Genomic DNA, 24985 nt, shown 5'->3' on the forward strand with positions numbered 1-24985 from the left:
GTCAGAGTGGACCGAGCGTAGGTCATGAGTTCTTTGCGGGCTGTTCCCGTGTAAAGATCCACGAACCCTTCAGGGAGCAAGTCCGTTGGCACGAATCGCACAGTGGTGCGTCGCGCACCGTCTCGCCGCAATCCTGCTCTGGCTGCTCGCGCTCGGCACAGTCGCCGGCGCCGCCGGAATCGCAGGATCCTCCTACTCGAACGACTACGAGGTACCCGGCACCGAGTCCGGACGGGCCACAGCCCTCCTCGACGCCGGGTTCGACGACCGGGGCGGCGACAGCAACACCGTCGTCTGGCACACGGCAGGACGTACCACCGTGCAGGCCGCCGGAGTCGAGCAGCGGATGACGCAGACGCTCGACGACATCGCCGACCTCCCCGGCATCGCCACCGTCACCAGCCCGTACGAGCGCCAGGGCGCCGGGCAGATCAGCGCCGACGGACACACCGCCTACGCCACCGTCACCTTCGACGCGCAGGCCGACGACATCCCCCAGCCGCAGGCCCAGGCGCTGGTCGACACCGCGAAGAAGGCGGAGACCGACAAGCTCCAGGTGGAGCTCGGCGGCACCGCCGTCGCCTCCACCGAGGCCTCCAGCGCGCACCTCAGCGAGGTCGTAGGGGTGGTCGTCGCGGCCGTCGTACTCTTCCTCGCCTTCGGCTCGCTCGCCGCCAGCCTGCTGCCCATAGCGACCGCCCTGGTCAGCGTCGGCACGGCGTACGCGGGCATCGTGCTGCTCGGCCACGTCATGACGGTCGCCGACTTCGCGCCGATGCTCGGCATGCTGATAGGACTCGGCGTCGGCATCGACTACGCGCTGTTCATCGTCACCCGCCACCGCAAGGGACTGCGCCGAGGTCTCTCCGTCCCCGAAGCGGCGGCCAATGCGGTCGCCACGACAGGACGCGCCGTCGTCTTCGCGGGCGCCACCGTCTGTATCGCCCTGCTCGGCATGCTGATACTGCAGCTGTCGTTCCTCAACGGCGTCGCGATCGCCGCCTCGCTCATCGTCGTCCTCACCGTCGCCGCATCGGTGACCCTGCTGCCCGCCCTGCTCTCCCTCATCGGCATGAAGGCCCTCAGCCGCCGCGAGCGCAGGCACCTCGCCGAGCACGGACCGCAGCCCGAGCTGCCCACCGGCTTCGCCGCCCGCTGGTCCGCCTTCGTCGAGCGCCACCCCAAGCTGCTGGGCGCCGTCGCGGCCGTCGTGATGCTGGTCCTCGCGCTGCCCATGCTCTCGCTCCACCTGGGCACGTCCGACCAGGGCAACAACCCGGCCACCACGACGACCCGCTCGGCGTACGACCTGCTCGCCGACGGGTTCGGCCCCGGCAGCAACGGCCCGCTGACCCTCGTCGCCAAAGTCGACGGGGCCGACGACAAGGCCGCCATGAACGCCCTCGGGGACAGCCTGGGCTCGGCCGAGGGCGTCGCCTCCGTCGGCCCGGTGACGTACAACAGCGGCGGCGACACGGCCGTCCTCTCCGTCGTACCCGAGACATCGCCGCAGGCGCAGGACACCAGCGACCTGGTCGACCGTCTCCGCGAGAGCGTCCTGCCCCAGGCCGAACAGGGCACGTCCCTGGACGTCTACGTCGGCGGGGTCACCGCGAGCTACGACGATTTCGCCGAGATCATAGTCGGGAAGCTGCCGCTCTTCGTCGGCGTCGTCATCGCGCTCGGCTGCGCCCTGCTGCTGCTCGCCTTCCGAAGCGTCGGCATCCCGCTGAAGGCGGCGCTGATGAACGTGCTCGCCGTCGCCTCCTCCTTCGGAATCGTCGTCGCGATCTTCCAGTGGGGGTGGGGCAGCGAGCTGCTCGGACTCGGCAGCGCCGGCCCGATCGAGCCATTCCTGCCAGTGATCATGGTCTCGGTCCTCTTCGGCCTCTCCATGGACTACCAGGTCTTCCTGGTCAGCCGGATGTACGAGGAGTGGCTCGAAACCGGCGACAACCGGCGGGCCGTACGGGTCGGCCTGGCCGAGACCAGCCGCGTGATCAACTCCGCCGCGGTGATCATGATCGCGGTCTTCCTGGCCTTCGTACTGAGCGGCGACCGCGTCATCGCGATGTTCGGCATCGCACTGGCGTCCGCCGTCGCGCTGGACGCATTTGTCCTCCGTACGCTCCTGGTGCCCGCCCTGATGCACATGCTGGGCGGGGCGAACTGGTGGCTGCCGCGCAGCCTCGACCGGTGGCTGCCGCGGATCAGCATCGAACCGCCCGAGTGCCGTCCTGCCCATGAAAAGATTCCGGGACAGCGCGCGAGCGAACAGGAAGAGCTCGTGCAATAGCCGTCGAGGAGCAGGATGTTCGCGATACCGCTGGGTGACGATGCCGAGCTGCGTCCCCTGGAGCCGTGGCAGGCCGAGGAGTACCTCGCTCACATCGACCGCGGCCGCGCGTACATCGGCCAGTACATCGGGCTCGCGTCGGCGGCCACCGACCTCGCGTCGGCGCGGGCTTTCCTCCAGTCGTACGCCGACAAGCAGGCCGCCGACGCGGGCCGGATCTACGGCATCTGGCTCGAAGGCACGCTCGTCGGCGGGGTGCTCTTCCGGGTCTTCGACGCCGCCGCGGGCAACTGCGAGGCGGGCTGCTGGCTCGAGGAGTCAGCAGTGGGCCGGGGGCTGGTCACGCGCGCGACGCGGGTGCTGATCGACTGGGCGGTGGACGAGCGGGGGATGCACCGCGTCGAGTGGCTGGCTGCCTCCGCGAACACGGCCAGCATCAATGTCGCGAAGCGGCTGGGAATGACGCGGGACGGCGTACTGCGCGAGAGCAACGCGTACCGGGGTGTACGGCACGACATGGAGGTCTGGTCGGTGCTGGGGCAGGAGTGGCGCGAGCAGCGTTAAGACGGCTCTCAGAAACGGCACCTAGCGTGCGAGGTATGACAGCCACACCCCCCGCCACCAAGTCCGACGAAGCAGCCGCACCCGAGGGCGAGCTCAAGAAGACCGACCAGGCCGAGAAGGCCGAAGAAATCGCGGAACAGGACGTCATCGCCGACGCCGACGCTGATGTCGACTCCATCGACGAGGGTGACGACGAGGACGGCGATGCCGCGGACGACGCCGCTCCGCGCGTCTCCTCCGGCGTTGGAATCGGCGCCGCCGCCGTCGTCTCCACGGTGCTCGGCTTCGCCGCCCTCACCGGCACCTGGACCAGCCGCGTCGCCGCCGAGCGCCAGACGCTCATCGGCCAGCTGACTACCGCCCAGACCAGCACTCCCGCCGAGCAGGTCACCGCGATCTACGGTGACGCCTGGCACCTCACCGCCCTCGTCAACGGCGGCTTCGCGCTGCTCGCCCTGATCGTCGGCGTTGTGGTGCTGGCCCGCCCCGCGTTCGGTACGCCCGGCGGCAGCACGCAGGCCGGCTGGGTCCGCTCCGTCGCCTGGGCGGGCGTCGCGCTCGGCGTTCTGGGGATGATCATCTCCACCGGCATGTACCTCGACCTCTTCGCCTCTATGCCGACGCCGCCCGCCACAGGTGCGGGCGCCGGAGCAGGGCAGTAACGAGCCAGTAAGGCGGCCGGAACAGGGGCCTTAGGTACGTACACGCCTCACCTCGTACGTACCTAAGGCCCCTCGTGCCACCAACATGCGGCACTCTCCCGATGTGCTGGACCCCCCTGGGAAACGAGAGTTGAGGCATCGCAGAAAGCGACCTCAACGAATGACTCACCAGGGAGCACACGATGTTCGAGTACGAGATGCAGAAGCTGCACGCCGCCGACCTCCTCCAGCGGGCCGACGCCCAGCGCCTCGTCAAGCAGGCCGTCAAGGCCGGCCGCGCCGACCGCCGGTCCGCCCGCCGATCGGCGAAGAACGCATCGGAGGGGCCGGTGAGTTCACTGCGCAGCCGATTCGCCCGGGCCGCGTGACGTCGGCGTGACGGCCGAGGGACGACTCGCGCAATGAACCGCGTGACGACTCGCGTCATGAGTGTCGTGCCGATCAAGGGTGCCGCACTGTCGGACCCCTGTGCGATGCTCAGCGATGTGGAGACCAGGTCCGTCAGCCCAGTGTTCGTCGGCCGCGCCGGCGAACTGGCCCAGCTCACCCATGCGCTCGCCCGCGCCGACGCGGGCGAGCCGCAGGCGTTGCTCGTGGGCGGTGAGGCGGGGGTCGGCAAGACCCGCCTCGTCGAGGAGTTCTTCTCGGCGGCCTGCGAGAGCGGCGCCGTCGTAGCGGTGGGCGGGTGCGTCGAAATCGGCGCCGACGGGCTGCCGTTCGCACCTTTCTCCACCGCGCTGCGCGCCCTGCGGCGTCGGCTCCCCGACGAGGTCGCCGCCGCGGCGGCCGGCCAGGAGGGCGAACTGGCGCGACTGCTGCCCGAATTGGGCGAAACGACGCACGGGCAGCACACCGAGGACGGCATGACGCGCCTCTTCGAGCTGACCGTACGCCTCCTGGAACGCATCACGGCGGAGCGTACGGTCGTCCTCGCCCTGGAGGACCTGCACTGGGCCGACACCTCCACCCGCCACCTCCTCGCCTACCTCTTCCGCACGCTGCGGCGCGGCCGTCTCGTCGTGGTCGGCACCTACCGCGCGGACGACATCCACCGCCGCCACCCGCTGCGCCCCCTCCTCGCCGAACTCGACCGGCTGCGCACGGTCCAGCGCATCGAGCTGCCCCGCTTCAACCGCTCCGAAGTGCACCGTCAGCTGACCGGAATCCTCGCCAACGAACCGGCGCACTCGCTGGTCGACGAGGTCTTCACCCGCTCGGACGGCAACGCCTTCTTCGTCGAGGAACTGGCCTGTTGCATCGGCACAGGCTGTAGCACCGGTCTGAGCGAATCCCTGCGCGACGTCCTGCTCGTACGGGTCGAGGCGCTCCCGGACGACGCCCAGAAGGTCGCCAGGATCGTCGCCGAGGGCGGCTCCACCGTCGAGTACCCGCTGCTGCTCGCCGTCGCCCGGCTCTCCGAGGACGACCTGATCGAGGCGCTGCGGGCCGCCGTGGGCGCCAACCTGCTGCTCACCACCCCGGAGGGCGACGGATACCGCTTCCGCCACTCCCTGGTGCGCGAGGCACTCAGCGACGACCTGCTGCCCGGCGAACGCTCCCGCCTCAACCGGCGGTACGCCGAGGCGCTGGAGGCCGACCCCTCGCTGGTACGGGCGGATGAGCGCGCCACGCGGCTCGCCAGCTACTGGTACGCCGCGCACGACGCCGCCAAGGCACTTCCCGCAGTGCTCAAGGCCTCCGTCGAGGCACGCCGCCGCCATGCCTACGCCGAGCAGCTGCGCCTGCTGGAGCGGGCGATGGAGCTGTGGGACGACGCCCCCGACGAGGTACGCGCCGTACTGCGGCCGCTCGACTACGCCGAGGTCTACCCGCCCTGCGGCTGCGACCCGGCGACGACGCCCCTGCGCTACCTCGACCTCATGGCGGAGGCGACCGTCGCGGGCCGGTTCGGCGGTGAACGCGAACGGGCACTCAAGATCGCCAAGAAGGCGCTGCGGCTCCTTGAGAGCGAGGACGACGGTGCCCCGAGCTCTCAGCACGGTTCGAGCAGGGGGGACCCCCTTCGTTCCGCCTGGTTCTGGATCCAGCGCTCCAAGCTCATATCGAACCTCGCGCGGGGCGACGGCTGGGCCGAGATCGCCGTCGCGCAGGACCTGGTGCGCGGACTGCCGCCCTCGGCCGTCCATGCCGAGGTCCTCGCCGCGGTGGCGTCCTGGGGCATGCTCCACGAGCCGGGCCCGGACAGCCTGGCCTCCGCCGAGCGGGCCGTGGAGTACGCGCGAATGGTCGGCGCCGCAGACACCGAACTCTCCGCCCGGCTGACCCTGGGCGGCCTGATGATCGACTCGGGCGACATCGAGACCGGCTTCACCGAGCTGTACGCCGTCAAGGAACGGGCCCTGGAGCTGGGCATCGCCGGCGTCGCGGGCCGAAGCTACGTCAACGTGCCGTCCCACCTGGAGGCTGTGGGCCGCTCCCGCGAGGCGGCCGAAATCGCCGAGGAGGGCGTCGCTTTCACTCGGGCGTACGGCCTGGTGGACACCGAGGCCTGGGCCCGCGGGAACCTGGCCGAGTCGCTCACTTCGCTGGGTCGCTGGAACGAGGCGGCCGAGCACGCCGTAAGCGTCGAGCGGGCCGCCGCCAGCGCCAAGCCCAACAGCGCGGCCGCCGTCGTACGGGCCGATCTCGCCGCCGCCCGAGGTGAACTGGCCGACGCCGACGCACAGTTGGCGGCCGCCCACCAGCACTACGGCAACCACGACCGGATGCCCCAGAACGACGTTCCCATGCATCGGGTCGGGCTGATTCTCGCCGCCGCCCGGGGCCGCATCCTGGATGCCCGCGCCGAGTTCGCCCAGGCAGCGGCGGCCGGCTTTCCCCTCGGAGCGCACCGCTACGCGTGGCCGCTGCTGGCCGAGGCCGCCATCGCGGAGGCGGACGCACGCGGCCTCCCGTCGGCGGAGCAGGGCCGGGCCGAAGCACTGGCCTTGATCCGCGCACGAGCGAAGCACCTGACCACGCCCGCCCCGATCTGGCACGCCTACGAACGCTGGGTCTCCGCCGAGCTGCGCCGAACCGAAGGCCGCGCCACGCCCGACGACTGGGCGGCTGCCGTCACCGACTTCGAGACCTTGGAGCGCCCGTACGACCTGGCCCGCGTCCGGCTGCGCTGGGCGGAGTCCCTGCTCGCCGCATCGGCCGCGCCCACACCGGAGCCCACCAGTGCCCCGGAGGCGACCGCCGACGCCGCCCCGGCCGGACAACCCGGTCCAGCCACTGCGCCGACAATCCTCCGCGAAGCGAACCCCGGCGAACGCGACCCCAGCGAGCGGGAACGCGCCGCCGAACTGCTCCGGCTGGTCCGCGCCACGGCTGACCACCTCGGCGCCCGGCCCCTCGCCGAGAGTGTCGAGCTCCTCGCCCAGCGCGCCCGGCTCTCACTGACCTTGGTGTCCGAAGTCCCGGCACTCACCGCGAGTCCCGCCGCGTCGCTCGGCCTGACCCCGCGCGAGCAGGACGTGCTGCGCCTGGTCGCGGCCGGCCGCAGCAACCGGCAGATCGCCGAGGAGCTCTACATCTCCCCGAAGACCGCGAGCGTCCACGTGTCCAACATCCTCGCCAAGCTGGGAGTCTCCGGCCGCGGCGAAGCCGCCGCAGTGGCCCACCGGCTGCGCCTCTTCACGGACGTGGTGGATCAGGCAGCCGTATGACGACCTTCCCGGAGCTGAGGTCTATCGGTCCTTGCCCCGGGTCGCCGTCACCGAGATCGACCCGGGTCAGGGCCAGCCGCTTGTGCTCCTCGTCGGTGTGCTTGCGGCCGGGTGCGAACAGTTCCTCGATCAGGTTGAACACGTGGCCCCCTGTCCTGGATCCTCCATTCCAGCGCAAAGAGCCGGCCCCGGAAACACTCCAGACGGCTACTTCACTTCCAGCTTCAGCACCTTGTCGTCGCCCGGCTCGGGTGTACCCCGGGTGTCCGTCTCGCTCGTGACCAGCCACAGCTTGTCGCCACCCGCGACCACCACCGTGCGCAGCCGCCCGTACTTCTCGTCCAGGAACGATGCGGGCTCGGCCACCGTCTTCGTGCCGTCCAGCGGAATCCGCCAGAGCCGCTCGCCGCGCAGCCCCGCCATCCAGATCGAGCCCTCGGCGTACGCGATCCCGCTCGGCGATGCCTCGGCCGTCGTCCACACCGCCACCGGGTCGACGAATCCTTCCTTGTTCCCCTCGCCCTCGACCTCGGGCCAGCCGTAATTGCGGCCGGGCCGGATCAGGTTCAGCTCGTCCCAGGTGTTCTGGCCGAACTCGGCCGCCCACAGCCGCTTTTCGCTGTCCCAGGCCAGGCCCTGCACATTGCGGTGCCCGTACGAGTACACGACCGAGTCCGCCTCCGGATTGCCGTGCACGGGCTCGCCGTCCGGGGTCATCCGCAGGATCTTGCCGCCCAGTGACTTCTTGTCCTGGGCCAGCTCCTCGTCGCCCGTCTCGCCCGTGCCCGCGTAGAGCATCTTGTCCGGGCCGAAGGCGATCCGCCCGCCGTTGTGGATCGTGCCCTTCGGGATACCTCTGAGGATCGTGTCGGGTGCGCCCAGTTGCTGCCCGGCGGGTTTCCGCTCGTCGTACATCATCCGGGCGATGCGGTTGTCGGACTCCGTGGTGAAGTACGCGTAGACCATGCGGTCGGTGGCGAACGCGGGCGAGACGGCCAGGCCCATCAGCCCGCCCTCCCCGGCGGGCGCGACCCCCGCCACCGAACCGACCGCCGACTTCTTGCCGCTCTCGCCGTCGATCCGGGTGATCGTCCCCTCGTCGCGCGAGGAGACCAGCAGATCGCCGTCCGGCAGCGGTGCGAGTCCCCAGGGCGACTTGAGGTCCTCGGTGAGCGTGCTCACCACCTTCACCGAGCCTTTCGCGGGGGGCGGCTCTTTCCCGTCCCCGGCCCCGGAGGCGTCACCCGACGGAGAGGCGGTTCCGCCGCCCGTAGGCGCCGGGGCCGACGTGGAAGTCTTCCCGCCGCCGGGAGCCCCTTCATCCGCGCCGGAGCACCCCGCCGCGAGCAGGAGAACGGCGGCAGCCAACACAGCTGTCACAGCAGGACGTTGCACGGTATGGATCCCTTCGACGGCCAGCAGCTCTCACTGGCAGCAGCTCTCACTCTTCATACACCGCTGCCACGCTTCAGGTTCCCGATCACCGCGGCGAGCCCCGTTGTTGGGCCGAGGGTCCGGGGGTTGCTCTCCGGGAATCGGGGTCACCGCTGCCCCGTCTCAGGTTCCCGATCACCCCGGCGAGCCTTTTGCTGCGGCCGTGGGTCGGCTGCGCGTCAGTCCCACGACCCCCGCGCCGCCGGCAGCCCGGCGATCTCCGCGAGATCCTCCGTCGTCAGCCGCAGCCGGGCCGCCCCCGCGTTCTGAACCGCCCACCGCTCCCGCTTGGTCCCGGGCACCGGCACCACATGGCGCCCGCGCCCCAGTACCCACGCCAGCGCCACCTGCGCCGGAGTCGCGCCGTGCCGCTCCGCGACCCGCCGCAGCCCCGCCACCACCGGCTGGTTCGCCGCCATCATCTCGGCGGTGAACCGGGGATGCCTGGCCCGTACGTCGTCGGGCTCGAAGCCCTGACCGGGCTTGAGCGTCCCCGTCAGGAAGCCGTTCCCCAGCGGCATGGCCGCCAGGAAACCGACGCCCCGCGCCTCGCACCACGGCAGCAGCGAAGCCAGCGCCTCCGGGGACCACACCGAGAGCTCGGCCTCCACCGCGCTCACAGGAAAGACCTGCTGCACCCGCTCGAGCTGGCGAATCGTTCCGTCGTGCATCCGGGCCCCCGACCGCCGCGAAGCCCGCGCCCCCACGGCGCACAACCCCAGCGCCCGCACCTTCCCCGCGGTCACCAGCTCCGCCATCGCGCCCCAGGTCTCCTCGACCGGCACCTCGGGATCCGGCCGGTGCAGCTGGTAGAGGTCGATCACATCCGTCTGGAGCCGCCGCAAAGACGCGTCACAGGCCCGCCGTACGTAACCCGGACGTCCATTGGCCACGATGTGCTGATCGCCGACGAGCAGCCCGCCCTTGGTCGAGACGAAGGCGTCCGCGCGCCGCTCCCTGAGCACCCGCCCCACCAGGAGCTCGTTCGTGAAGGGCCCGTACATGTCGGCCGTGTCGAGCAGGCTCGACCCCTGATCGAGCGCGGCGTGCACGGTACGCAACGACCGGTCCCCGCGCTGCTGCGAGCCGGTGTACGCCCAGCTCATCGGCATGCATCCGAGGCCGATCGCGCCCACTTCGAGCGCTGTCGCACCGATTGTCCTGCGCTCCAACTCCCCGTACCCCTCCCTCTGCCGCTCCCAAAACTAACCTCTGCGCAACCCCGCCCTTCGCATAGCCTCCTGAGCATGACTTCAGACGTATGGCTGCCCGTTCCCGCAGCCGAGATCGAAGGGCTCCCCGAGGGCTTCAACTACCGCTTCTGGGACGGTGGCCAGGACTTTCCCGCCGATCCGGCCGACTGTGCCTTCTATGTGGTCCCGTACATGAAGGGCCCCGAAATCGCCGTACGACCCTTCGCCGGAATGACGTCCGTACGTGCCGTCCAGACGCTGTCGGCAGGCATCGACCACGTCCAGCCGGGACTCGCGGACCTGCCCGCGGGCGTGCAACTCTGCAACGCCCGCGGCGTGCACGAGGCCAGCACCGCCGAGCTCACCCTCGCCCTGATCCTCGCCTCCCTGCGCGGCATTCCCGGTTTCGTGCACGGCCAGGACAAGGAGGAGTGGCGGAGCGGTTTCTATCCGGCGCTCGCCGACAAGTCGGTCCTGATCGTGGGCTACGGTTCGATCGGTGCGGCCATCGAGGACCGGCTCACGCCCTTTGAGTGTGCGCGGGTGGCGCGCGTCGCGCGCTCCGCCCGTACAACGGAGCGCGGGCTTGTGCATCCACTGGCCGAACTGCCCCGACTGCTCCCCACGGCCGACGTCGTCATCCTCTCCACACCGCTCACCGAGGCCACTCACGGCATGGTGAATTCCGGCTTCCTGTCCCGCATGAAGGACGGCGCGCTGCTGGTGAACGTCGCACGCGGACCCGTCGTCGACACCAAGGCACTGCTCGCCGAGCTCGAATCGGGCCGGCTGCGCGCCGCCCTCGACGTCACCGACCCGGAGCCTCTTCCCGCAGGTCACCCCCTCTGGCATGCCCCCGGGGTCCTGATCAGCCCCCATGTGGGCGGCAGCACTTCGGCGTTCATGCCCCGCGCCAAGCGGCTGATGGCCGGGCAGCTCAGCCGGTTCGCGGCGAACGAGCCGCTGCACAACCTCGTCCTCACCACCGACTGACGCCACACGCAGCCATCCCGAGGTCACCAGGAGCCCACCCCGGCAACGCTCCGAATACACCCGAATGCACCGCGTGCCGGAATCGCCGGCGACAGTCACGCAGAGTAGAGGAGCTATGTCCCTGAGTGACGATTTTGGTGTATCGTCCGGACTTAGGGGCTGCGCCGCGCACTGTCACGGCGCCGGGGAGCGAGCGGACTGTGAGGGGGGCGACGGGCGATGCACGGCCAATGGACCAACGATCCGACGCGGCGGGGCCACCGGCGGCGACCCTCGTGCGATCCGACGGGCGGACAGGATTCGCAGGCACCGCCCATGCCCGTATCACCTCAGGCACCCGCCGAGCCGGCCACGCCCGCGAAGGTGGCCCGGTGAGTGCCCCGGGAGCACTCCTGGCCCGACAGCGGCAGTCGGTGCCCGGCAGCGGGGCCGGTCTGCGCTCCCAGGTCCTCCTCGCCCTGATCTGCGGGGGGTACGCCACGGGCGCGGCCCTCGGCTGGGGCTCTCCGGAAGTGGCCCTCGTGATGGGCGACTTCGGTCTCGCCACCGCCGCCCTGGTCGCCGCGGTCTCCTGCTGCCTCTACGCACGCGCGCGTGAGAGCCGCTTTCGGCCCGCCTGGCTGCTGTTCGCGGTCTCCTCCGCGATGGCAGCCTGTGGCAACGCCGTCTGGGGCTGGTACGAGGTGGTGCTGGACCTTCCGGTCCCCTCGCCCTCGATCGCCGACTTTTTCTTCCTCTGCTTCGGGCCGCCCGCCATCGTCGGGCTGCTCGTCCTCGCCAAGCGTCCCGTCACCAGAGCCGGCTGGGTCTGCCTCGCGCTGGACTCCTGGCTCATCGGCGGCTCGCTGCTCACCCTCTCCTGGAGCCTGGCCCTCGCGCACACCGCGCAGTTCGAGGGCAAGAGCGTGGCCCACGCCGCGCTCCTGCTCGCGTACCCACTGCTCGACATCGCACTGGTCAGCATGGTCCTCGCGCTGCACTTCCGGCGCTCCAACGCCAACCGCACCGCCATCAACACCGCCATCGCCGCCCTCGCCCTGACCGTGCTGTGCGACGCCCTGTTCACATCGCCGCTGCTCCGCGAGGACTACCGCTCGGGCCAGCTCCTCGACGCGGGCTGGTTCGCCGGCTCGCTGCTCCTCGCCTACGCGCCCTGGGGCCCGCGCCGCGCGGGGCAGTGGGGGGAGGGCGCTCCGCACGGCCGGAGCACGCGCAATCCGAGCAGCCGCCCCATCGGCGGCTCACTGGCCGCCCTCACGCCGTACCTCGCCGCCGCCGTCTGCACCCTCGGAATCCTCTACAACGTCATCGAGGGCCGCCGCCCCGACCGGGTGGTCGTCCTCACCGGCTGCACAGTCGTGCTCGCCCTGGTCGTACGCCAGGGGATCATGCTCCTCGACAACATCTCCCTCACCCAGGAACTGGCGCAGAAGGAGAACCACTTCCGCTCCCTGGTGCAGGGATCGAGCGACGTCATCATGATCGCCGCACCCACCGGCATACTGCGGTACGTCAGCCCCGCCGCCTCCGGCGTCTACGGACGCGAGGCCGAAGAGCTCATTGGTTCCGAGCTCGCCTCGCTCATCCACTCCGAGGATCTGGGCAGAGTCGTCCACGAAGTCCGCCGGTTCCTGGCCGCTCCTCCCGCCGAGGAGCCGACGACCCGTATCGAATGCCGCTTCAAGTCGGGTACGGGGGAGTGGCTCAATGTCGAGTCCACCGTCAACAGGCACCAGGGCGGCCTGATCTTCAACAGCCGCGACGTGACCGAGCGGGTCCGTCTCCAGGCCCAGCTGCAGCACAACGCCGAGCACGACCCGCTCACCGACCTGCCCAACCGCGCCCTGTTCACCGCCCGCGTCCGTCAGGCCCTGGGCGGCCGAAGGCACGGCGATCCCGGCACCGCCGTGCTCTTCATCGACCTCGACGGCTTCAAGGCGGTGAACGACACCATCGGCCACCAAGCGGGCGACGAGCTGCTGATCCAGGCCGCCCGCCGCCTCCAGGACTCCGTACGGGCGGGGGACACGGCCGCCCGGCTCGGCGGCGACGAGTTCGCGGCCCTCATCCTCGGCGAGGGCGCCCGCGACCAGGCCGCCCGCGAATGCCAGGTCCTGGAGATCGCCGACCGGCTGCGGCTCACGCTCTCCCAGCCCTACCGCATCGGCAGCAACGAGGTACGGGTCGCCGCGTCCATCGGCGTCGCCTTCGCCGAGTCCGGCGTGACCCCCACCGACCTCATGCGCAACGCCGACCTCGCCATGTACCGCGCGAAGGCGGCCGGCAAGGACCGCGTCGAGCTGTACGCCCCACAGATGCAGGCCGACGTGGTCCGCAAGACCGAACTGGCCACCCGGCTGCGCACCGCACTCCACGACGGCGAGTTCGCACTGCTCCACCAGCCCGTGGTGAGCCTCGCCACCGGCCGTATCGACTCCGTGGCCGCCCAGGCCCGCTGGCGGTCCGCCCAGGGCATCCTCTTCACGCCCGCCGAGTTCCTGCGGGTCGCCGACGCGGGCGACACCCCGGAAAGCGCCCGCACCTCCGAGCTCGGCCGCTGGCTGCTCGAAGAGGCCGTCGAGCAGGCAGCCGAGCGCAACCGCGCGGGCCACGAAGTGCCCGTGTCGGTCCGGCTCACGGCCCGCAGGCTCGTCGACCGGTCGATTCCGCTCGGCTCGATCGAGGCCCTCCTCACCCGGCACGGGCTGCCGTCCGGGGCGCTGATGATCGAGCTGGCCGACAGTGACCCGCGGATCTCCTTCGACGAGCTGGAACGGCGCCTGGTGTCCCTGCGCAGACTCGGTGTCCGGATCGCGCTCGACGGCTTCGGCAGCGGTTACGCCGCCATCAACGCGCTGCGCCGGCTTCCCGTCGACGTACTGAAACTGGACCGGGGCCTGGTCGAGGGCGTCGTCGAGTCCGCCCGGCTGCACAAGATCACCAGTGGGCTGCTCCGGATCGCCTGCGACCTCGGCATGCAGTCCGTGGCGGACGGTGTGGACGTACCCGAGCAAGTGCTCGCCCTGCGCGCCATGGGGTGCACGCACGGGCAGGGCATGGCCTTCTCCGGGCCGCTCGACGAGTACCGGCTGCGGCGGGCGCTGGTGCGTGGCGAATTTCCGGTGCCCGGCGGGGCTGCGCAGCCTGTACTGGCGGGCGGGGCGCTTCCCGTGCGCCATGTGGGCGCGAACGGCGGTGAGGCGCTCACTCTTCCGCCATTGCGCTCAAATAGTGAGACGCCCGTCCCACCTACTTGACACACCCGGTGCGCCGGAGGGAGGGTCAGTGCCATGCGCACCCGAATTCTCGTACTTGGAAAGCGCGTCGGCTGAAGCAGGGAGTAGACCCCCTGCAGACCGCACCGGCGCGCTCCCCTCGCTTGCCTCACGGCACGGGGGGTTTTTTGTTGCACTGGCACTTCGCAAATCCGCGTAAAATACCCTCAGCTTCGAGAAGAGAATGCCGATGACCGAGCAGGCCTCCGGGGCCCACCATCCGCAGCCGCGGCCCCGCAACGGCGGACACCACGCCGCCACTGTCGAGCACGTGACGGGCGCCCAGTCGCTCATCCGTTCTCTCGAGGAAGTGGGAGCCGACACGGTATTCGGCATTCCCGGCGGCGCCATCCTGCCGGCGTACGACCCGCTGATGGACTCCTCGAAGGTTCGCCACGTCCTCGTCCGCCACGAGCAGGGCGCCGGCCACGCGGCCACGGGCTACGCCCAGGCCACGGGCAAGGTCGGCGTCTGCATGGCCACCTCCGGCCCCGGCGCCACCAACCTGGTCACGCCGATCGCCGACGCCCACATGGACTCCGTCCCCATGGTCGCGATCACCGGCCAGGTCGCCTCCAAGGCGATCGGCACGGACGCCTTCCAGGAGGCGGACATCGTCGGCATCACCATGCCGATCACCAAGCACAACTTCCTGGTCACCAAGGCCGAGGACATCCCGCGCACGATCGCCGAGGCGTTCCATATCGCCTCGACCGGACGCCCGGGCCCGGTCCTCGTCGACATCGCCAAGGACGCACTCCAGGCGCAGACGACCTTCAGCTGGCCGCCCACCCACGACCTGCCCGGCTACCGCCCGGTGACCAAGCCGCACGCCAAGCAGATCCGCGAGGCCGCGAAGCTGATCACCGCGGCCAAGCGCCCCGTGCTGTACGTCGGCGGCGGCGTCATGAAGGCCAACGCCACCGCCGAGCTGAAGGTCCTCGCCGAGCTCACCGGCGCCCCCGTCACCACCACCCTGATGGCGCTGGGCTCCTTCCCCGACAGCCACCCGCTGCACGTGGGAATGCCGGGCATGCACGGTGCGGTCACCGCCGTCACCGCGCTGCAGAAGGCCGACCTGATCGTCGCCCTCGGAGCCCGCTTCGACGACCGCGTCACCGGCAAGCTGGACAGCTTCGCCCCGTACGCCAAGATCGTCCACGCCGACATCGACCCGGCCGAGATCGGCAAGAACCGGGCCGCCGACGTGCCGATCGTCGGTGACGCCCGCGAGGTCATCGCCGACCTGGTCCAGGCCGTCCAGGCCGAGCACACCGAGGGCAACACCGGCGACTACACCGCCTGGTGGAACGACCTCAACCGCTGGCGTACCGCCTATCCGCTGGGCTATGACCTGCCGGATGACGGCTCGCTTTCTCCGCAGCAGGTCATCGAGCGCGTCGGACAGCTCGCCCCTGAGGGCACGATCTTTGCCGCGGGCGTCGGCCAGCACCAGATGTGGGCCTCGCACTTCATCCAGTACGAGCAGCCCGCGACCTGGCTCAACTCCGGCGGCGCGGGGACGATGGGATACGCCGTCCCGGCCGCCATGGGCGCCAAGGCCGGCATGCCGGACCGTACGGTCTGGGCCATCGACGGCGACGGCTGCTTCCAGATGACCAACCAGGAACTGACCACCTGCGCGCTCAACAACATCCCGATCAAGGTCGCCATCATCAACAACGGCGCGCTCGGGATGGTCCGCCAGTGGCAGACCCTGTTCTACAACCAGCGCTACTCCAACACCGTGCTGCACAGCGGCCCGGACGCCACTGCGTCTGACAGCGGCTCCGCCGCGGGCAAGCAGCCGAGCGCGGGCACCCGCGTCCCGGACTTCGTGAAGCTGTCCGAGGCCATGGGCTGCTACGCGATCCGCTGTGAGGACCCGGCCGACCTGGACAAGGTCATCGCCGAGGCCAACTCCATCAACGACCGCCCCGTCGTGGTCGACTTCATCGTCCACGAGGACGCCATGGTGTGGCCGATGGTCGCCGCAGGCACCTCCAACGACGAGGTCATGGCAGCCCGCGGGGTCCGCCCCGACTTCGGCGACAACGAAGACGACTGAGAAGACGAGAGAGAGATTCAAGCCCATGTCGAAGCACACCCTCTCCGTCCTGGTCGAGAACAAGCCGGGCGTCCTCGCGCGGATCACGGCCCTGTTCTCCCGCCGCGGGTTCAACATCGACTCCCTCGCGGTCGGGACCACCGAGCACCCCGAGATCTCGCGCATCACCATCGTGGTGAACGTGATCGAGGCCCTGCCGCTGGAGCAGGTGACGAAGCAGCTCAACAAGCTCGTCAACGTACTGAAGATCGTCGAACTCGAGCCCGCCGCCGCGATCCAGCGGGAGCTCGTTCTGGTGAAGGTCCGGGCCGACAACGAGACCCGCTCCCAGATCGTCGAGATCGTCCAGTTGTTCCGCGCCAAGACCGTCGACGTCTCGCCGGAGGCCGTGACCATTGAGGCCACCGGCGGCGCCGACAAGCTCGAAGCGATGCTCAAGATGCTGGAGCAGTTCGGTATCAAGGAGCTCGTCCAGTCCGGAACGATCGCCATAGGGCGCGGCTCCCGGTCGATCACGGACCGCAGCCTGCGAGCCCTCGACCGCTCCGCCTGACCCGGCGCGCCGGTCCCGCTGTTCGCACAGCGCTGTGGTTTTTGCTCGCATAGCGAGACCCACCGTCCTTCCTTCCGCACCCCGCCGTACGGTGGGACGCACAACCAGCACTCAAGGAGAATCCCAGTGGCCGAGCTCTTCTACGACGACGACGCCGACCTGTCCATCATTCAGGGCCGCAAAGTCGCGGTGATCGGTTACGGCAGCCAGGGCCACGCCCACGCGCTGTCGCTCCGTGACTCGGGTGTCGACGTCCGCGTCGGTCTGCACGAGGGCTCCAAGTCCAAGGCGAAGGCCGAGGAGCAGGGCCTGCGCGTGGTCACTCCCGCACAGGCTGCCGCCGAGGCCGACGTCATCATGATCCTGATCCCGGACCCGATCCAGGCCCAGGTCTACGAGGAGTCCGTCAAGGACAACCTGAAGGACGGCGACGCGCTGTTCTTCGCCCACGGCTTCAACGTCCGCTTCGGCTTCATCAAGGCCCCGGCCGGTGTCGACGTCGCCCTCGTCGCCCCGAAGGGTCCGGGCCACCTGGTCCGCCGTCAGTACGAGGAAGGCCGCGGCGTTCCGGCGATCGCAGCCGTCGAGCAGGACGCCACCGGCAGCGCCTTCGCGCTGGCGCTCTCGTACGCCAAGGCCATCGGCGGCACCCGTGCGGGCGTCATCAAGACGACCTTCACCGAGGAGACCGAGACCGACCTCTTCGGCGAGCAGGCCGTGCTCTGCGGCGGCGCCTCGGCGCTCGTCAAGGCGGGCTTCGAGACCCTGGTCGAGGCCGGCTACCAGCCGGAGATCGCGTACTTCGAGTGCCTCCACGAGCTGAAGCTGATCGTGGACCTCATGTACGAGGGCGGCCTGGAGAAGATGCGCTGGTCGGTCTCCGAGACCGCCGAGTGGGGCGACTACATCACCGGCCCCCGCGTCATCACGGACCAGACCAAGGCCGAGATGAAGAAGGTTCTCGCAGAGATCCAGGACGGCACGTTCGCCAAGAACTGGATGGACGAGTACCACGGCGGTCTGAAGAAGTACAACGAGTACAAGACGCAGGACTCCGAGCACCTGCTGGAGACCACCGGCAAGGAGCTCCGCAAGCTCATGAGCTGGGTCGACAACGACGAGGCGTAAGCCTCGGAAACGGGGGGCCGTGGCAGTGCGCCGCGGCCCCCCGTTGTACAACTGGACAGAACGTCCAGCCACGGACGGGTGATCCTTCCGCGGAGGCGGAAGACGCACCACCCGGCGCCACTAGACTGCTCAATAGATAACGCGTCAGGCCCACAGCGTCGTGCGTCTCACACGCGACTAGCCCCTCCCACCGCCTGCGGCCGTCGGGACGGCCGTCCGCAAAGGACCAGTGAGGACTCACGTGAGCTCGAAACCTGTCGTACTCATCGCTGAAGAGCTGTCGCCGGCCACAGTCGACGCCCTGGGCCCGGACTTCGAGATCCGGCACTGCAACGGCGCCGACCGCGCCGAGCTGCTGCCGGTCATCGCCGACGTGGACGCGATTCTCGTCCGCTCCGCGACGAAGGTCGACGCCGAGGCCATCGCCGCCGCGAAGAAGCTCCGCGTCGTCGCCCGTGCGGGCGTCGGTCTCGACAACGTCGACGTCTCCGCCGCCACCAAGGCCGGCGTCATGGTCGTCAACGCGCCGACGTCGAACATCGTCACCGCCGCCGAGCTCGCCTGCGGCCTGCTCGTCGCCACCGCGCGCAACATCCCCCAGGCCAACACCGCCCTCAAGAACGGCGAGTGGAAGCGCTCCAAGTACACGGGCGTCGAGCTGAGCGAGAAGACGCTGGGCGTCGTCGGCCTCGGCCGCATCGGTGTCCTCGTAGCGCAGCGCATGTCGGCCTTCGGCATGAAGATCGTGGCGTACGACCCCTACGTGCAGCCCGCGCGGGCCGCCCAGATGGGCGTCAAGCTGCTCTCGCTCGACGAGCTGCTCGAAGTCTCGGACTTCATCACGGTCCACCTCCCCAAGACCCCCGAGACGCTCGGCCTCATCGGTCACGACGCGCTCCACAAGGTCAAGCCGGAGGTCCGGATCGTCAACGCCGCGCGCGGCGGGATCGTCGACGAGGAAGCGCTGTACTCCGCCCTCAAGGAGGGCCGGGTCGCCGGCGCGGGCCTCGACGTGTACGCGAAGGAGCCCTGCACCGACTCCCCGCTGTTCGAGCTCGACCAGGTCGTCTGCACCCCGCACCTCGGCGCCTCCACCGACGAGGCGCAGGAGAAGGCGGGCATCGCGGTCGCCAAGTCCGTGCGTCTCGCGCTCGCCGGTGAGCTCGTGCCGGACGCGGTCAACGTCCAGGGCGGTGTCATCGCCGAGGACGTACGCCCCGGTCTGCCGCTCGCCGAGAAGCTCGGCCGGATGTTCACCGCGCTCGCGGGCGAGGTCGCGGTGCGTCTCGATGTCGAGGTGTACGGCGAGATCACCCAGCACGATGTCAAGGTGCTCGAACTGAGCGCCCTGAAGGGTGTCTTCGAGGACGTCGTCGACGAGACCGTTTCGTACGTCAACGCGCCGCTCTTCGCGCAGGAGCGCGGTGTCGAGGTCCGGCTCACGACGAGCTCGGAGTCCCCGGACCACAAGAACGTCGTCACCGTGCGCGGCACGCTGTCCGACGGCGAGGAGGTCTCGGTCTCCGGCACGCTGTCGGGCCCCAAGCACCTCCAGAAGATCGTCGGGATCGGCGAGCACGACATCGACCTGACGCTGGCCGACCACATGGTCGTCCTCAGCTACCAGGACCGACCCGGTGTCGTCGGCACGGTCGGCCGGATCCTCGGCGAGGGCGGCCTGAACATCGCGGGCATGCAGGTCTCGCGCGCGGATCAGGGCGGGGAGGCGCTGGCCGTTCTGTCTGTCGACGACACGGTTCCGGCGGCGGTTCTCACGGAGATCGCGGACGAGATCGGCGCGTCTTCGGCGCGGTTCGTGAACCTCGCGGACTGATTTTCCCGCACGTATGCGGTGCGCACCCGGTGCCTGGACGATTGTCCGGGCACCGGGTGCGTTGCTGTTGTGGGCGGGTAGGGGAAGAAAAGCGACCCAAGGCCTAGAGGCGTGCTGCCTTCAAGGACATGTGCAGCAGCAGGCGGTCCTCGCCGTCGTGGAGGTTCAGGCCCGTGAGCTGTTCCACGCGGGACAGGCGGTAGTAGAGCGTCTGGCGGTGGATGTTCAGGGCCGATGCCGTGCGGCCCGCCTGGCCCGCGCAGTCCAGGAATGCCTCCGCCGTGCGGGCGAGTTCGGCGTGCGCCGGTTCGAGCAGGGGGCGTACGGCAGGGTCCACGGGGTGACCGGGGCCGCTGTCCGGCAGTGCGGCCAGCAGACGGTACGGGCCGATCGCGGACCACTCCGCGACCGGGCCGAGATGGGGCCGCGCCAGCGCCGCCCGGGCCGCGGCCGAGGCTTCGCGCCAGGCGCCCGGCAGGTCGTCCAGTGTGCGTGCAGGGTTGCCGATGCCTACGACCGGGCCCGCGACCGGGAGCAGGGTCGTGGCCGCCTGGTGGGCGGGGGCGAGGTCCGTCGGCGTACGGAGCCGGATCAGGGCGCCGAGGCGGGGACCGGCCGGGCCGGGCGCCGGGAGCAGGCAGAGGGCCGCCGCGCCCGGGACCGTACGCGCGCCCGGCACGGGATCCGCCCACGGCGCGACGCACAGCAGGGCGTACGTACCCCCGTCGCCCAGGGCCGTGCGCAGCGAGTCCAGCGCATCGGCCCGGCGCTCGGCGGAGTCCGAGACGAGCAGCGTCCGCAGATCCGGGCCGAGGTCGGCGCGGGCGCGGGCCTCGTCCGCCAGGAGCGCCCCGATCCGGGCGCAGACCGCCATCGCCGGACCCGGGACGGGGGCCGGCGGCCCTTCGCCGTCACCGGCGAGCAGCCATACGTAGCCGTAGACCGTGCCCCGATGGCGTACCGGAAGACACAGCCTGCCGCGCAGGACGCCCGCGGCGGGATCGGCCGGGATGTACACCGGGTCTTCCGCGGTCGCGATGCCGAACTTCTCGAACCAGGCCCGCACCTCCGCCGTTGAGCGGCGAGTGAGGATCGAGCGCGTACGGACCGGGTCCAGGGTGGTTTCGTCGAAACCACTGACGCTGTCGTGCGCGCCGAACGCGATCAGCTTGAAGTCCCGGTCCTCCAGCGTCGCGGGAGCGCCGAGGAGTGCCGAGATCTCGTCGACCAGGTCCTGGTAATCGCCTTTCACGCTTCCCATTCTCGCATCCATTCAGACATCTGTATGAGATAGGGGCCACGGATGCGTGACAGCTGTCGATGGCTGAGGATGCGAGCAATCCTTAGATTTCACGGTGGTTATGCGTGCCGTACCGAATTCTCCTGGTCGCGGCCCCCTTCGAGCCTTTCCCGTGGAGGTGCCCGTGCTGGGTCCCGTGATCCTCGCCGCGTCGCGCAGCGACCGAATGCGCCGCTTCGTGTCGGCTGCCCCGGGCACCAAACAGGTCGTCGCCCGGTTCATCGCCGGTGAGACGGTCGATCAGGTCATTCCGATCGTCCAGGCCGCTGCCGACAAGGGGCTGGAAGTCACCCTGGACGTCGTGGGTGAGGACATCACGACCCGCCAGCAGGCCTTCGCCGCCCGTGACGCGTACCTGGAGCTGATCGAGCACCTCAGGGACCTCGGCCTGGGCGCCAGGGCCGAGATGTCGGTGAAGCTGTCGATGTTCGGCCAGGCGCTGGCGGGCGGCCACGAGCTTGCGCTCGCCAACGTCCGTCCGGTGGTCGAGGCCGCCGCGGAGATCGGCACCACGGTGACGCTGGACGCCGAGGACCACACCACCCTCGACTCGATGTTCGCCATCCACGAGGAGCTGCGGAAGGACTTCCCGCAGACCGGCTGCGTGATCCAGGCGTACCTCTTCCGCACCGAGGACGACGCGCGCCGTTTGTCCGGTGCCGGCAGCCGCGTCCGTATCGTCAAGGGCGCATACAAGGAGCCGGCCACCGTCGCGTTCCAGGACAAGGCCGAGATCGACAAGGCGTACGTCCGGATTCTGCAGATCCTCATGGCCGGTGACGGGTACCCGATGATCGGGTCGCACGACCCGCGACTGATTGCCATCAGCCAGGAGCTCGCCCGCCGCGCGGGACGCAAACTGGATGAGTACGAATTCCAGATGCTCTACGGGATCCGCAGCGAAGAGCATGTGCGGCTCGCGGCCGAGGGCCACCGGATGCGTGTGTACACCGCGTACGGCACCGACTGGTACGGGTACTTCATGCGGCGCCTCGCGGAGAAGCCGGCCAACCTGCTGTTCTTCGTCCGCTCGATGATCACCAAGAACTAAGGAGTCACGGAACTCATGGACGCAGTAACCCAGGTCCCCGCCCCGGTCAACGAGCCGGTCCACTCGTACGCCCCCGGCTCCCCGGAGCGTGCGCGCCTCGAAGTCAAGCTCAAGGAGCTGGCCGAGAACCCCCGCGACCTCCCGATGACGATCAACGGTGAGAAGCGGATGGGCAGCGGCGAGCGTTTCGACGTCGTACAGCCGCACAACCACAAGTCCGTGCTCGGCACCGCCGCCCACGCCACCCAGCAGGACGCGCAGGACGCGATCGACGCCGCGCGGGCCGCCGCTCCGGCGTGGCGTGCGATGTCCTTCGACGACCGCGCCGCGATCATCCTGCGCGCCGCCGAGCTGCTGTCGGGCCCGTGGCGCGAGACGCTTGCCGCCTCGACGATGCTCGGCCAGTCGAAGACCGTTCAGCAGGCCGAGATCGACACGCCGTGCGAGCTCATCGACTTCTGGCGCTTCAACGTCAAGTACGCCCGTGACCTGCTCGCCGAGCAGCCGCCGGCGAACTCCCCGGGCGTGTGGAACCGGCTGGACCACCGTCCGCTGGAGGGCTTCGTCTACGCGATCACACCCTTCAACTTCACGGCCATCGCGGGCAACCTGCCGACCGCTCCCGCCCTGATGGGCAACGTGGTCGTCTGGAAGCCGTCCCCGACGCAGACCCACGCGGCCGTCCTGCTGATGGAGCTCCTGGAGGAGGCCGGCCTCCCCAAGGGCGTCATCAACCTGGTCACGGGCGACGGCATCGCAGTCTCCGAGGTCGCCCTCAACCACCGCGACCTGGCCGGTATCCACTTCACCGGCTCGACCAAAACCTTCCAGTACCTGTGGAAGACGGTCGGCAACAACATCGAGAAGTACCGCTCGTACCCGCGCATCGTCGGCGAGACCGGCGGCAAGGACTTCGTCGTCGCCCACCCGAGCGCCGACCGCAAGGTTCTCAAGACCGCGCTGACCCGTGGCTCGTTCGAGTTCCAGGGGCAGAAGTGCTCCGCGTCCTCGCGTGCGTACGTCCCGGCCTCCATCTGGAACTCCGGTTTCAAGGAGGAGTTCGCGGCCGAGGTCGACGCCATCGCGATGGGTGACGTCACCGACCTGTCGAACTTCATCGGCGCCGTCATCGACGAGCGTTCGTTCGCCAAGAACAAGGCCGCGATCGACCGCGCCGCCGCCGACCCGAGCTGCACGATCGTCGCGGGCGGCACGTACGACGACTCGGTCGGCTACTTCGTACGCCCGACGGTCATCGCCTGCACGGACCCGGAGAACGAGGTCTTCAGGACCGAGTACTTCGGCCCGATCCTGGCGGTCCACGTCTACGAGGACGCGGAGTACGACGCCATGCTGGAGCAGATGGAGTCGGTCTCCGACTACGCCCTGACCGGCGCCGTCATCTCCAACGACCGCGCGGCGGCCGCCCATACGATGGACAAGCTCCGCTACGCCGCGGGCAACTTCTACATCAACGACAAGGCGACCGGCGCCGTCGTCGGCCAGCAGCCCTTCGGCGGCGGCCGCGCCTCCGGTACGTGCGACAAGGCCGGCGCCCCGCAGAACCTCCAGCGCTGGACCCTGACCCGGGCCATCAAGGAGACCCTGGTCGCGCCGACCGACTACACGTACCCCCACCAGGGCTGACCGCCCGCGCGGTACGCGCCCGCGAGACCCCGCCCCTGTCCCGGCCCCCACGCCGGACGGGGGCGGTTCGCGTGCCGGGCGGCGGGTCGTTCCTCCCGAGGACACTGACGCCCGGGGCTCGACGCGGCCTTGTGGGATGACAATGGGCATGTCAAATTCCTCAGTGGTGTTTCCGTTCCCCACGGAGACCTGACTGAGGAGCCCCCCATGAGAAGACGCACCCTCCGTGCGCGACGCACAGCCCTGACCGCCTTAATAGCCGCCGGTGCACTCGGAATCGGCGCGGCCCCTGCCGGGGCCGGCACCGCCGGCGAAGTCGCTGCCGCAGGTCCGGCGACGTACGCCCTGAACTCCGCGCTCTCCCAGCGGCTCGGCGACGACACTGCCGGGAGCTACATCGACCGCCGCACGGGCGAACTGACCGTCACCGTCACCAGCGACCGCGCCGCCGAGCAGGTCCACGCGGCCGGGGCGACGCCGAAGCGCGTGACGCGCAGTGCCGCGCAGCTCGGCGAGGCCATGGCCGCCCTGGAGGCCGGTGCGAAGATCACCGGTACGTCGTGGGGCATCGACCCGCGGACGAATCAGGTGGCTGTCCAGGCCGACCAGTCCCTGTCCGCAAGGGAGTTGGCCCGGCTGAAGAGGGTCGCGAACGCGCAGGGCGGCGCCGTGCGCGTCGAGCGGGTTCCCGGGACCTTCAAGCGTGAGGTGGCCGGAGGCGACGCCATCTACGGGGGCGGGTACCGGTGTTCGGCCGCCTTCAACGTCTCCAAGGGGACCACGCGCTACTTCGTCACCGCGGGCCACTGCACCAACTCCGCCACCAACTGGTCGGCCACCTCCGGCGGTCCCGTGATCGGCGTCCGTGAGGGCACCAGCTTCCCGACCAACGACTACGGCATAGTCCGCTACACCAACGGCTCCGCGCCCAGCGGCAACGTCAACCTCTACAACGGCAGTTACCAGGACATCTCGTCCGCCGCCAACGCCGTCGTGGGCCAGGCCATCAAGAAGAGCGGCTCCACGACGAAGGTGACCAGCGGCACCGTCACCGCCGTGAACGTCACCGTCAACTACGGGGACGGCCCCGTCTACGGCATGGTCCGCACCACCGCGTGCTCCGCCGGAGGCGACAGCGGCGGCGCCCACTTCGCCGGCAGCGTCGCACTCGGCATCCACTCGGGCAGCTCCGGCTGCACGGGCACCAATGGCTCCGCCATTCACCAGCCCGTGAAGGAAGCCCTGTCCGCGTACGGCGTGAACGTGTACTGACCGGTCCTGAGCCTGGCCCTGTACTGAGTGAGCGCGCGGGCCCG

The 24985-nt window shown here is 70.0% G+C and carries 18 protein-coding genes; 14 read left to right on the forward strand and 4 right to left on the reverse strand.

Translation table 11 applies throughout. From position 1 onward, the window contains the following. The first annotated feature begins 85 nt into the window (after positions 1-85). The 5 genes from J7I98_RS27410 (at position 86) to J7I98_RS27430 (ending at position 7193) form a co-directional block, all read left to right on the forward strand. Positions 86-2296: an MMPL family transporter gene (locus J7I98_RS27410; RefSeq protein WP_214927498.1), complete on the forward strand. Its 2211-nt coding sequence runs from the start codon at positions 86-88 to the stop codon at positions 2294-2296. A 15-nt stretch (positions 2297-2311) separates the two neighbouring features. Further along, entirely contained in the window at positions 2312-2860 is a 549-nt protein-coding gene (locus J7I98_RS27415) for a GNAT family N-acetyltransferase (protein WP_214927500.1), read from the forward strand. Positions 2861-2895: 35 nt separating this feature from the next. Beyond that, positions 2896-3522, forward strand: a complete 627-nt coding sequence (locus J7I98_RS27420; RefSeq protein WP_214927501.1) for a hypothetical protein — start codon at positions 2896-2898, stop codon at positions 3520-3522. 182 nt (positions 3523-3704) lie between these two features. Then, entirely contained in the window at positions 3705-3890 is a 186-nt protein-coding gene (locus J7I98_RS27425; RefSeq protein WP_214927503.1) for a hypothetical protein, read from the forward strand. A 57-nt stretch (positions 3891-3947) separates the two neighbouring features. After that, positions 3948-7193: an AAA family ATPase gene (locus J7I98_RS27430; RefSeq protein WP_251021264.1), complete on the forward strand. Its 3246-nt coding sequence runs from the start codon at positions 3948-3950 to the stop codon at positions 7191-7193. Here J7I98_RS27430 and J7I98_RS27435 read toward each other — a convergent pair. The 3 genes from J7I98_RS27435 to J7I98_RS27445 all read right to left on the reverse strand — a co-directional run bounded on the left by J7I98_RS27435 (position 7162) and on the right by J7I98_RS27445 (position 9799). Beyond that, the gene (locus tag J7I98_RS27435) at positions 7162-7335 is read right to left on the reverse strand and encodes a DUF6191 domain-containing protein (protein WP_214927505.1); all 174 of its coding nucleotides are present in this window, start codon (positions 7333-7335) and stop codon (positions 7162-7164) included. The genes J7I98_RS27430 and J7I98_RS27435 overlap by 32 nt on opposite strands. Positions 7336-7400: 65 nt before the next feature. After that, the gene (locus J7I98_RS27440) at positions 7401-8588 is read right to left on the reverse strand and encodes a PQQ-dependent sugar dehydrogenase (protein WP_308377962.1); all 1188 of its coding nucleotides are present in this window, start codon (positions 8586-8588) and stop codon (positions 7401-7403) included. A gap of 218 nt (positions 8589-8806) precedes the next feature. After that, entirely contained in the window at positions 8807-9799 is a 993-nt protein-coding gene (locus J7I98_RS27445) for an aldo/keto reductase (protein WP_214927513.1), read from the reverse strand. A gap of 75 nt (positions 9800-9874) precedes the next feature. On the opposite strand from J7I98_RS27445, the gene J7I98_RS27450 reads away from it, so the two are divergent. The 6 genes from J7I98_RS27450 to serA all read left to right on the forward strand — a co-directional run bounded on the left by J7I98_RS27450 (position 9875) and on the right by serA (position 19671). Continuing rightward, complete coding sequence (locus tag J7I98_RS27450) at positions 9875-10813, forward strand: 2-hydroxyacid dehydrogenase (protein WP_214927521.1); 939 nt, start codon at positions 9875-9877, stop codon at positions 10811-10813. Between the two features lie 371 nt (positions 10814-11184). Continuing rightward, positions 11185-14070 (forward strand): bifunctional diguanylate cyclase/phosphodiesterase, encoded by a 2886-nt coding sequence (locus J7I98_RS27455; RefSeq protein ID WP_214927528.1) that lies wholly within the window; start codon positions 11185-11187, stop codon positions 14068-14070. Between the two features lie 202 nt (positions 14071-14272). Further along, positions 14273-16156, forward strand: coding sequence for an acetolactate synthase large subunit (locus tag J7I98_RS27460; RefSeq protein ID WP_214927530.1), 1884 nt, complete (start codon positions 14273-14275; stop codon positions 16154-16156). Positions 16157-16181: 25 nt separating this feature from the next. Further along, entirely contained in the window at positions 16182-16709 is a 528-nt protein-coding gene (gene ilvN / locus J7I98_RS27465) for an acetolactate synthase small subunit (RefSeq protein ID WP_138896396.1), read from the forward strand. Positions 16710-16835: 126 nt separating this feature from the next. Beyond that, positions 16836-17837: a ketol-acid reductoisomerase gene (gene ilvC, locus J7I98_RS27470; protein ID WP_214927537.1), complete on the forward strand. Its 1002-nt coding sequence runs from the start codon at positions 16836-16838 to the stop codon at positions 17835-17837. A 241-nt stretch (positions 17838-18078) separates the two neighbouring features. Then, on the forward strand, positions 18079-19671 hold the full coding sequence (serA, locus tag J7I98_RS27475; protein WP_214927539.1) for a phosphoglycerate dehydrogenase: 1593 nt from the start codon (positions 18079-18081) through the stop codon (positions 19669-19671). A 103-nt stretch (positions 19672-19774) separates the two neighbouring features. On the opposite strand, the gene J7I98_RS27480 is transcribed toward serA, so the two are convergent. Further along, positions 19775-20932: a CdaR family transcriptional regulator gene (locus J7I98_RS27480; protein WP_251021266.1), complete on the reverse strand. Its 1158-nt coding sequence runs from the start codon at positions 20930-20932 to the stop codon at positions 19775-19777. A 163-nt stretch (positions 20933-21095) separates the two neighbouring features. Between J7I98_RS27480 and J7I98_RS27485 the strand changes: the two genes are divergently transcribed. From J7I98_RS27485 to J7I98_RS27495, 3 genes are all read left to right on the forward strand, one after another. Next, positions 21096-22022, forward strand: coding sequence for a proline dehydrogenase family protein (locus tag J7I98_RS27485; RefSeq protein ID WP_214927544.1), 927 nt, complete (start codon positions 21096-21098; stop codon positions 22020-22022). Positions 22023-22037: 15 nt separating this feature from the next. Continuing rightward, on the forward strand, positions 22038-23669 hold the full coding sequence (pruA, locus tag J7I98_RS27490; protein WP_214927551.1) for an L-glutamate gamma-semialdehyde dehydrogenase: 1632 nt from the start codon (positions 22038-22040) through the stop codon (positions 23667-23669). A 207-nt stretch (positions 23670-23876) separates the two neighbouring features. Beyond that, positions 23877-24941, forward strand: a complete 1065-nt coding sequence (locus tag J7I98_RS27495; protein ID WP_214927553.1) for a S1 family peptidase — start codon at positions 23877-23879, stop codon at positions 24939-24941. Positions 24942-24985: the final 44 nt, after the last annotated feature.

The sequence above is a fragment of the Streptomyces sp. ISL-98 genome, assembly GCF_018614055.1.
Taxonomy (GTDB): domain Bacteria; phylum Actinomycetota; class Actinomycetes; order Streptomycetales; family Streptomycetaceae; genus Streptomyces; species Streptomyces spiramyceticus.

Coding starts and splice junctions, on each gene's coding strand:
- J7I98_RS27415 (WP_214927500.1), top strand. CDS start 2,312: ATGTTCGCGATACCGCTGGGTGACGATGCCGAGCTGCGTCCCCTGGAG.
- J7I98_RS27420 (WP_214927501.1), top strand. CDS start 2,896: ATGACAGCCACACCCCCCGCCACCAAGTCCGACGAAGCAGCCGCACCC.
- J7I98_RS27425 (WP_214927503.1), top strand. CDS start 3,705: ATGTTCGAGTACGAGATGCAGAAGCTGCACGCCGCCGACCTCCTCCAG.
- J7I98_RS27430 (WP_251021264.1), top strand. CDS start 3,948: ATGAGTGTCGTGCCGATCAAGGGTGCCGCACTGTCGGACCCCTGTGCG.
- J7I98_RS27450 (WP_214927521.1), top strand. CDS start 9,875: ATGACTTCAGACGTATGGCTGCCCGTTCCCGCAGCCGAGATCGAAGGG.
- J7I98_RS27460 (WP_214927530.1), top strand. CDS start 14,273: ATGCCGATGACCGAGCAGGCCTCCGGGGCCCACCATCCGCAGCCGCGG.
- ilvN (WP_138896396.1), top strand. CDS start 16,182: ATGTCGAAGCACACCCTCTCCGTCCTGGTCGAGAACAAGCCGGGCGTC.
- J7I98_RS27480 (WP_251021266.1), bottom strand. CDS start 20,932: ATGGGAAGCGTGAAAGGCGATTACCAGGACCTGGTCGACGAGATCTCG.
- pruA (WP_214927551.1), top strand. CDS start 22,038: ATGGACGCAGTAACCCAGGTCCCCGCCCCGGTCAACGAGCCGGTCCAC.
- J7I98_RS27495 (WP_214927553.1), top strand. CDS start 23,877: ATGAGAAGACGCACCCTCCGTGCGCGACGCACAGCCCTGACCGCCTTA.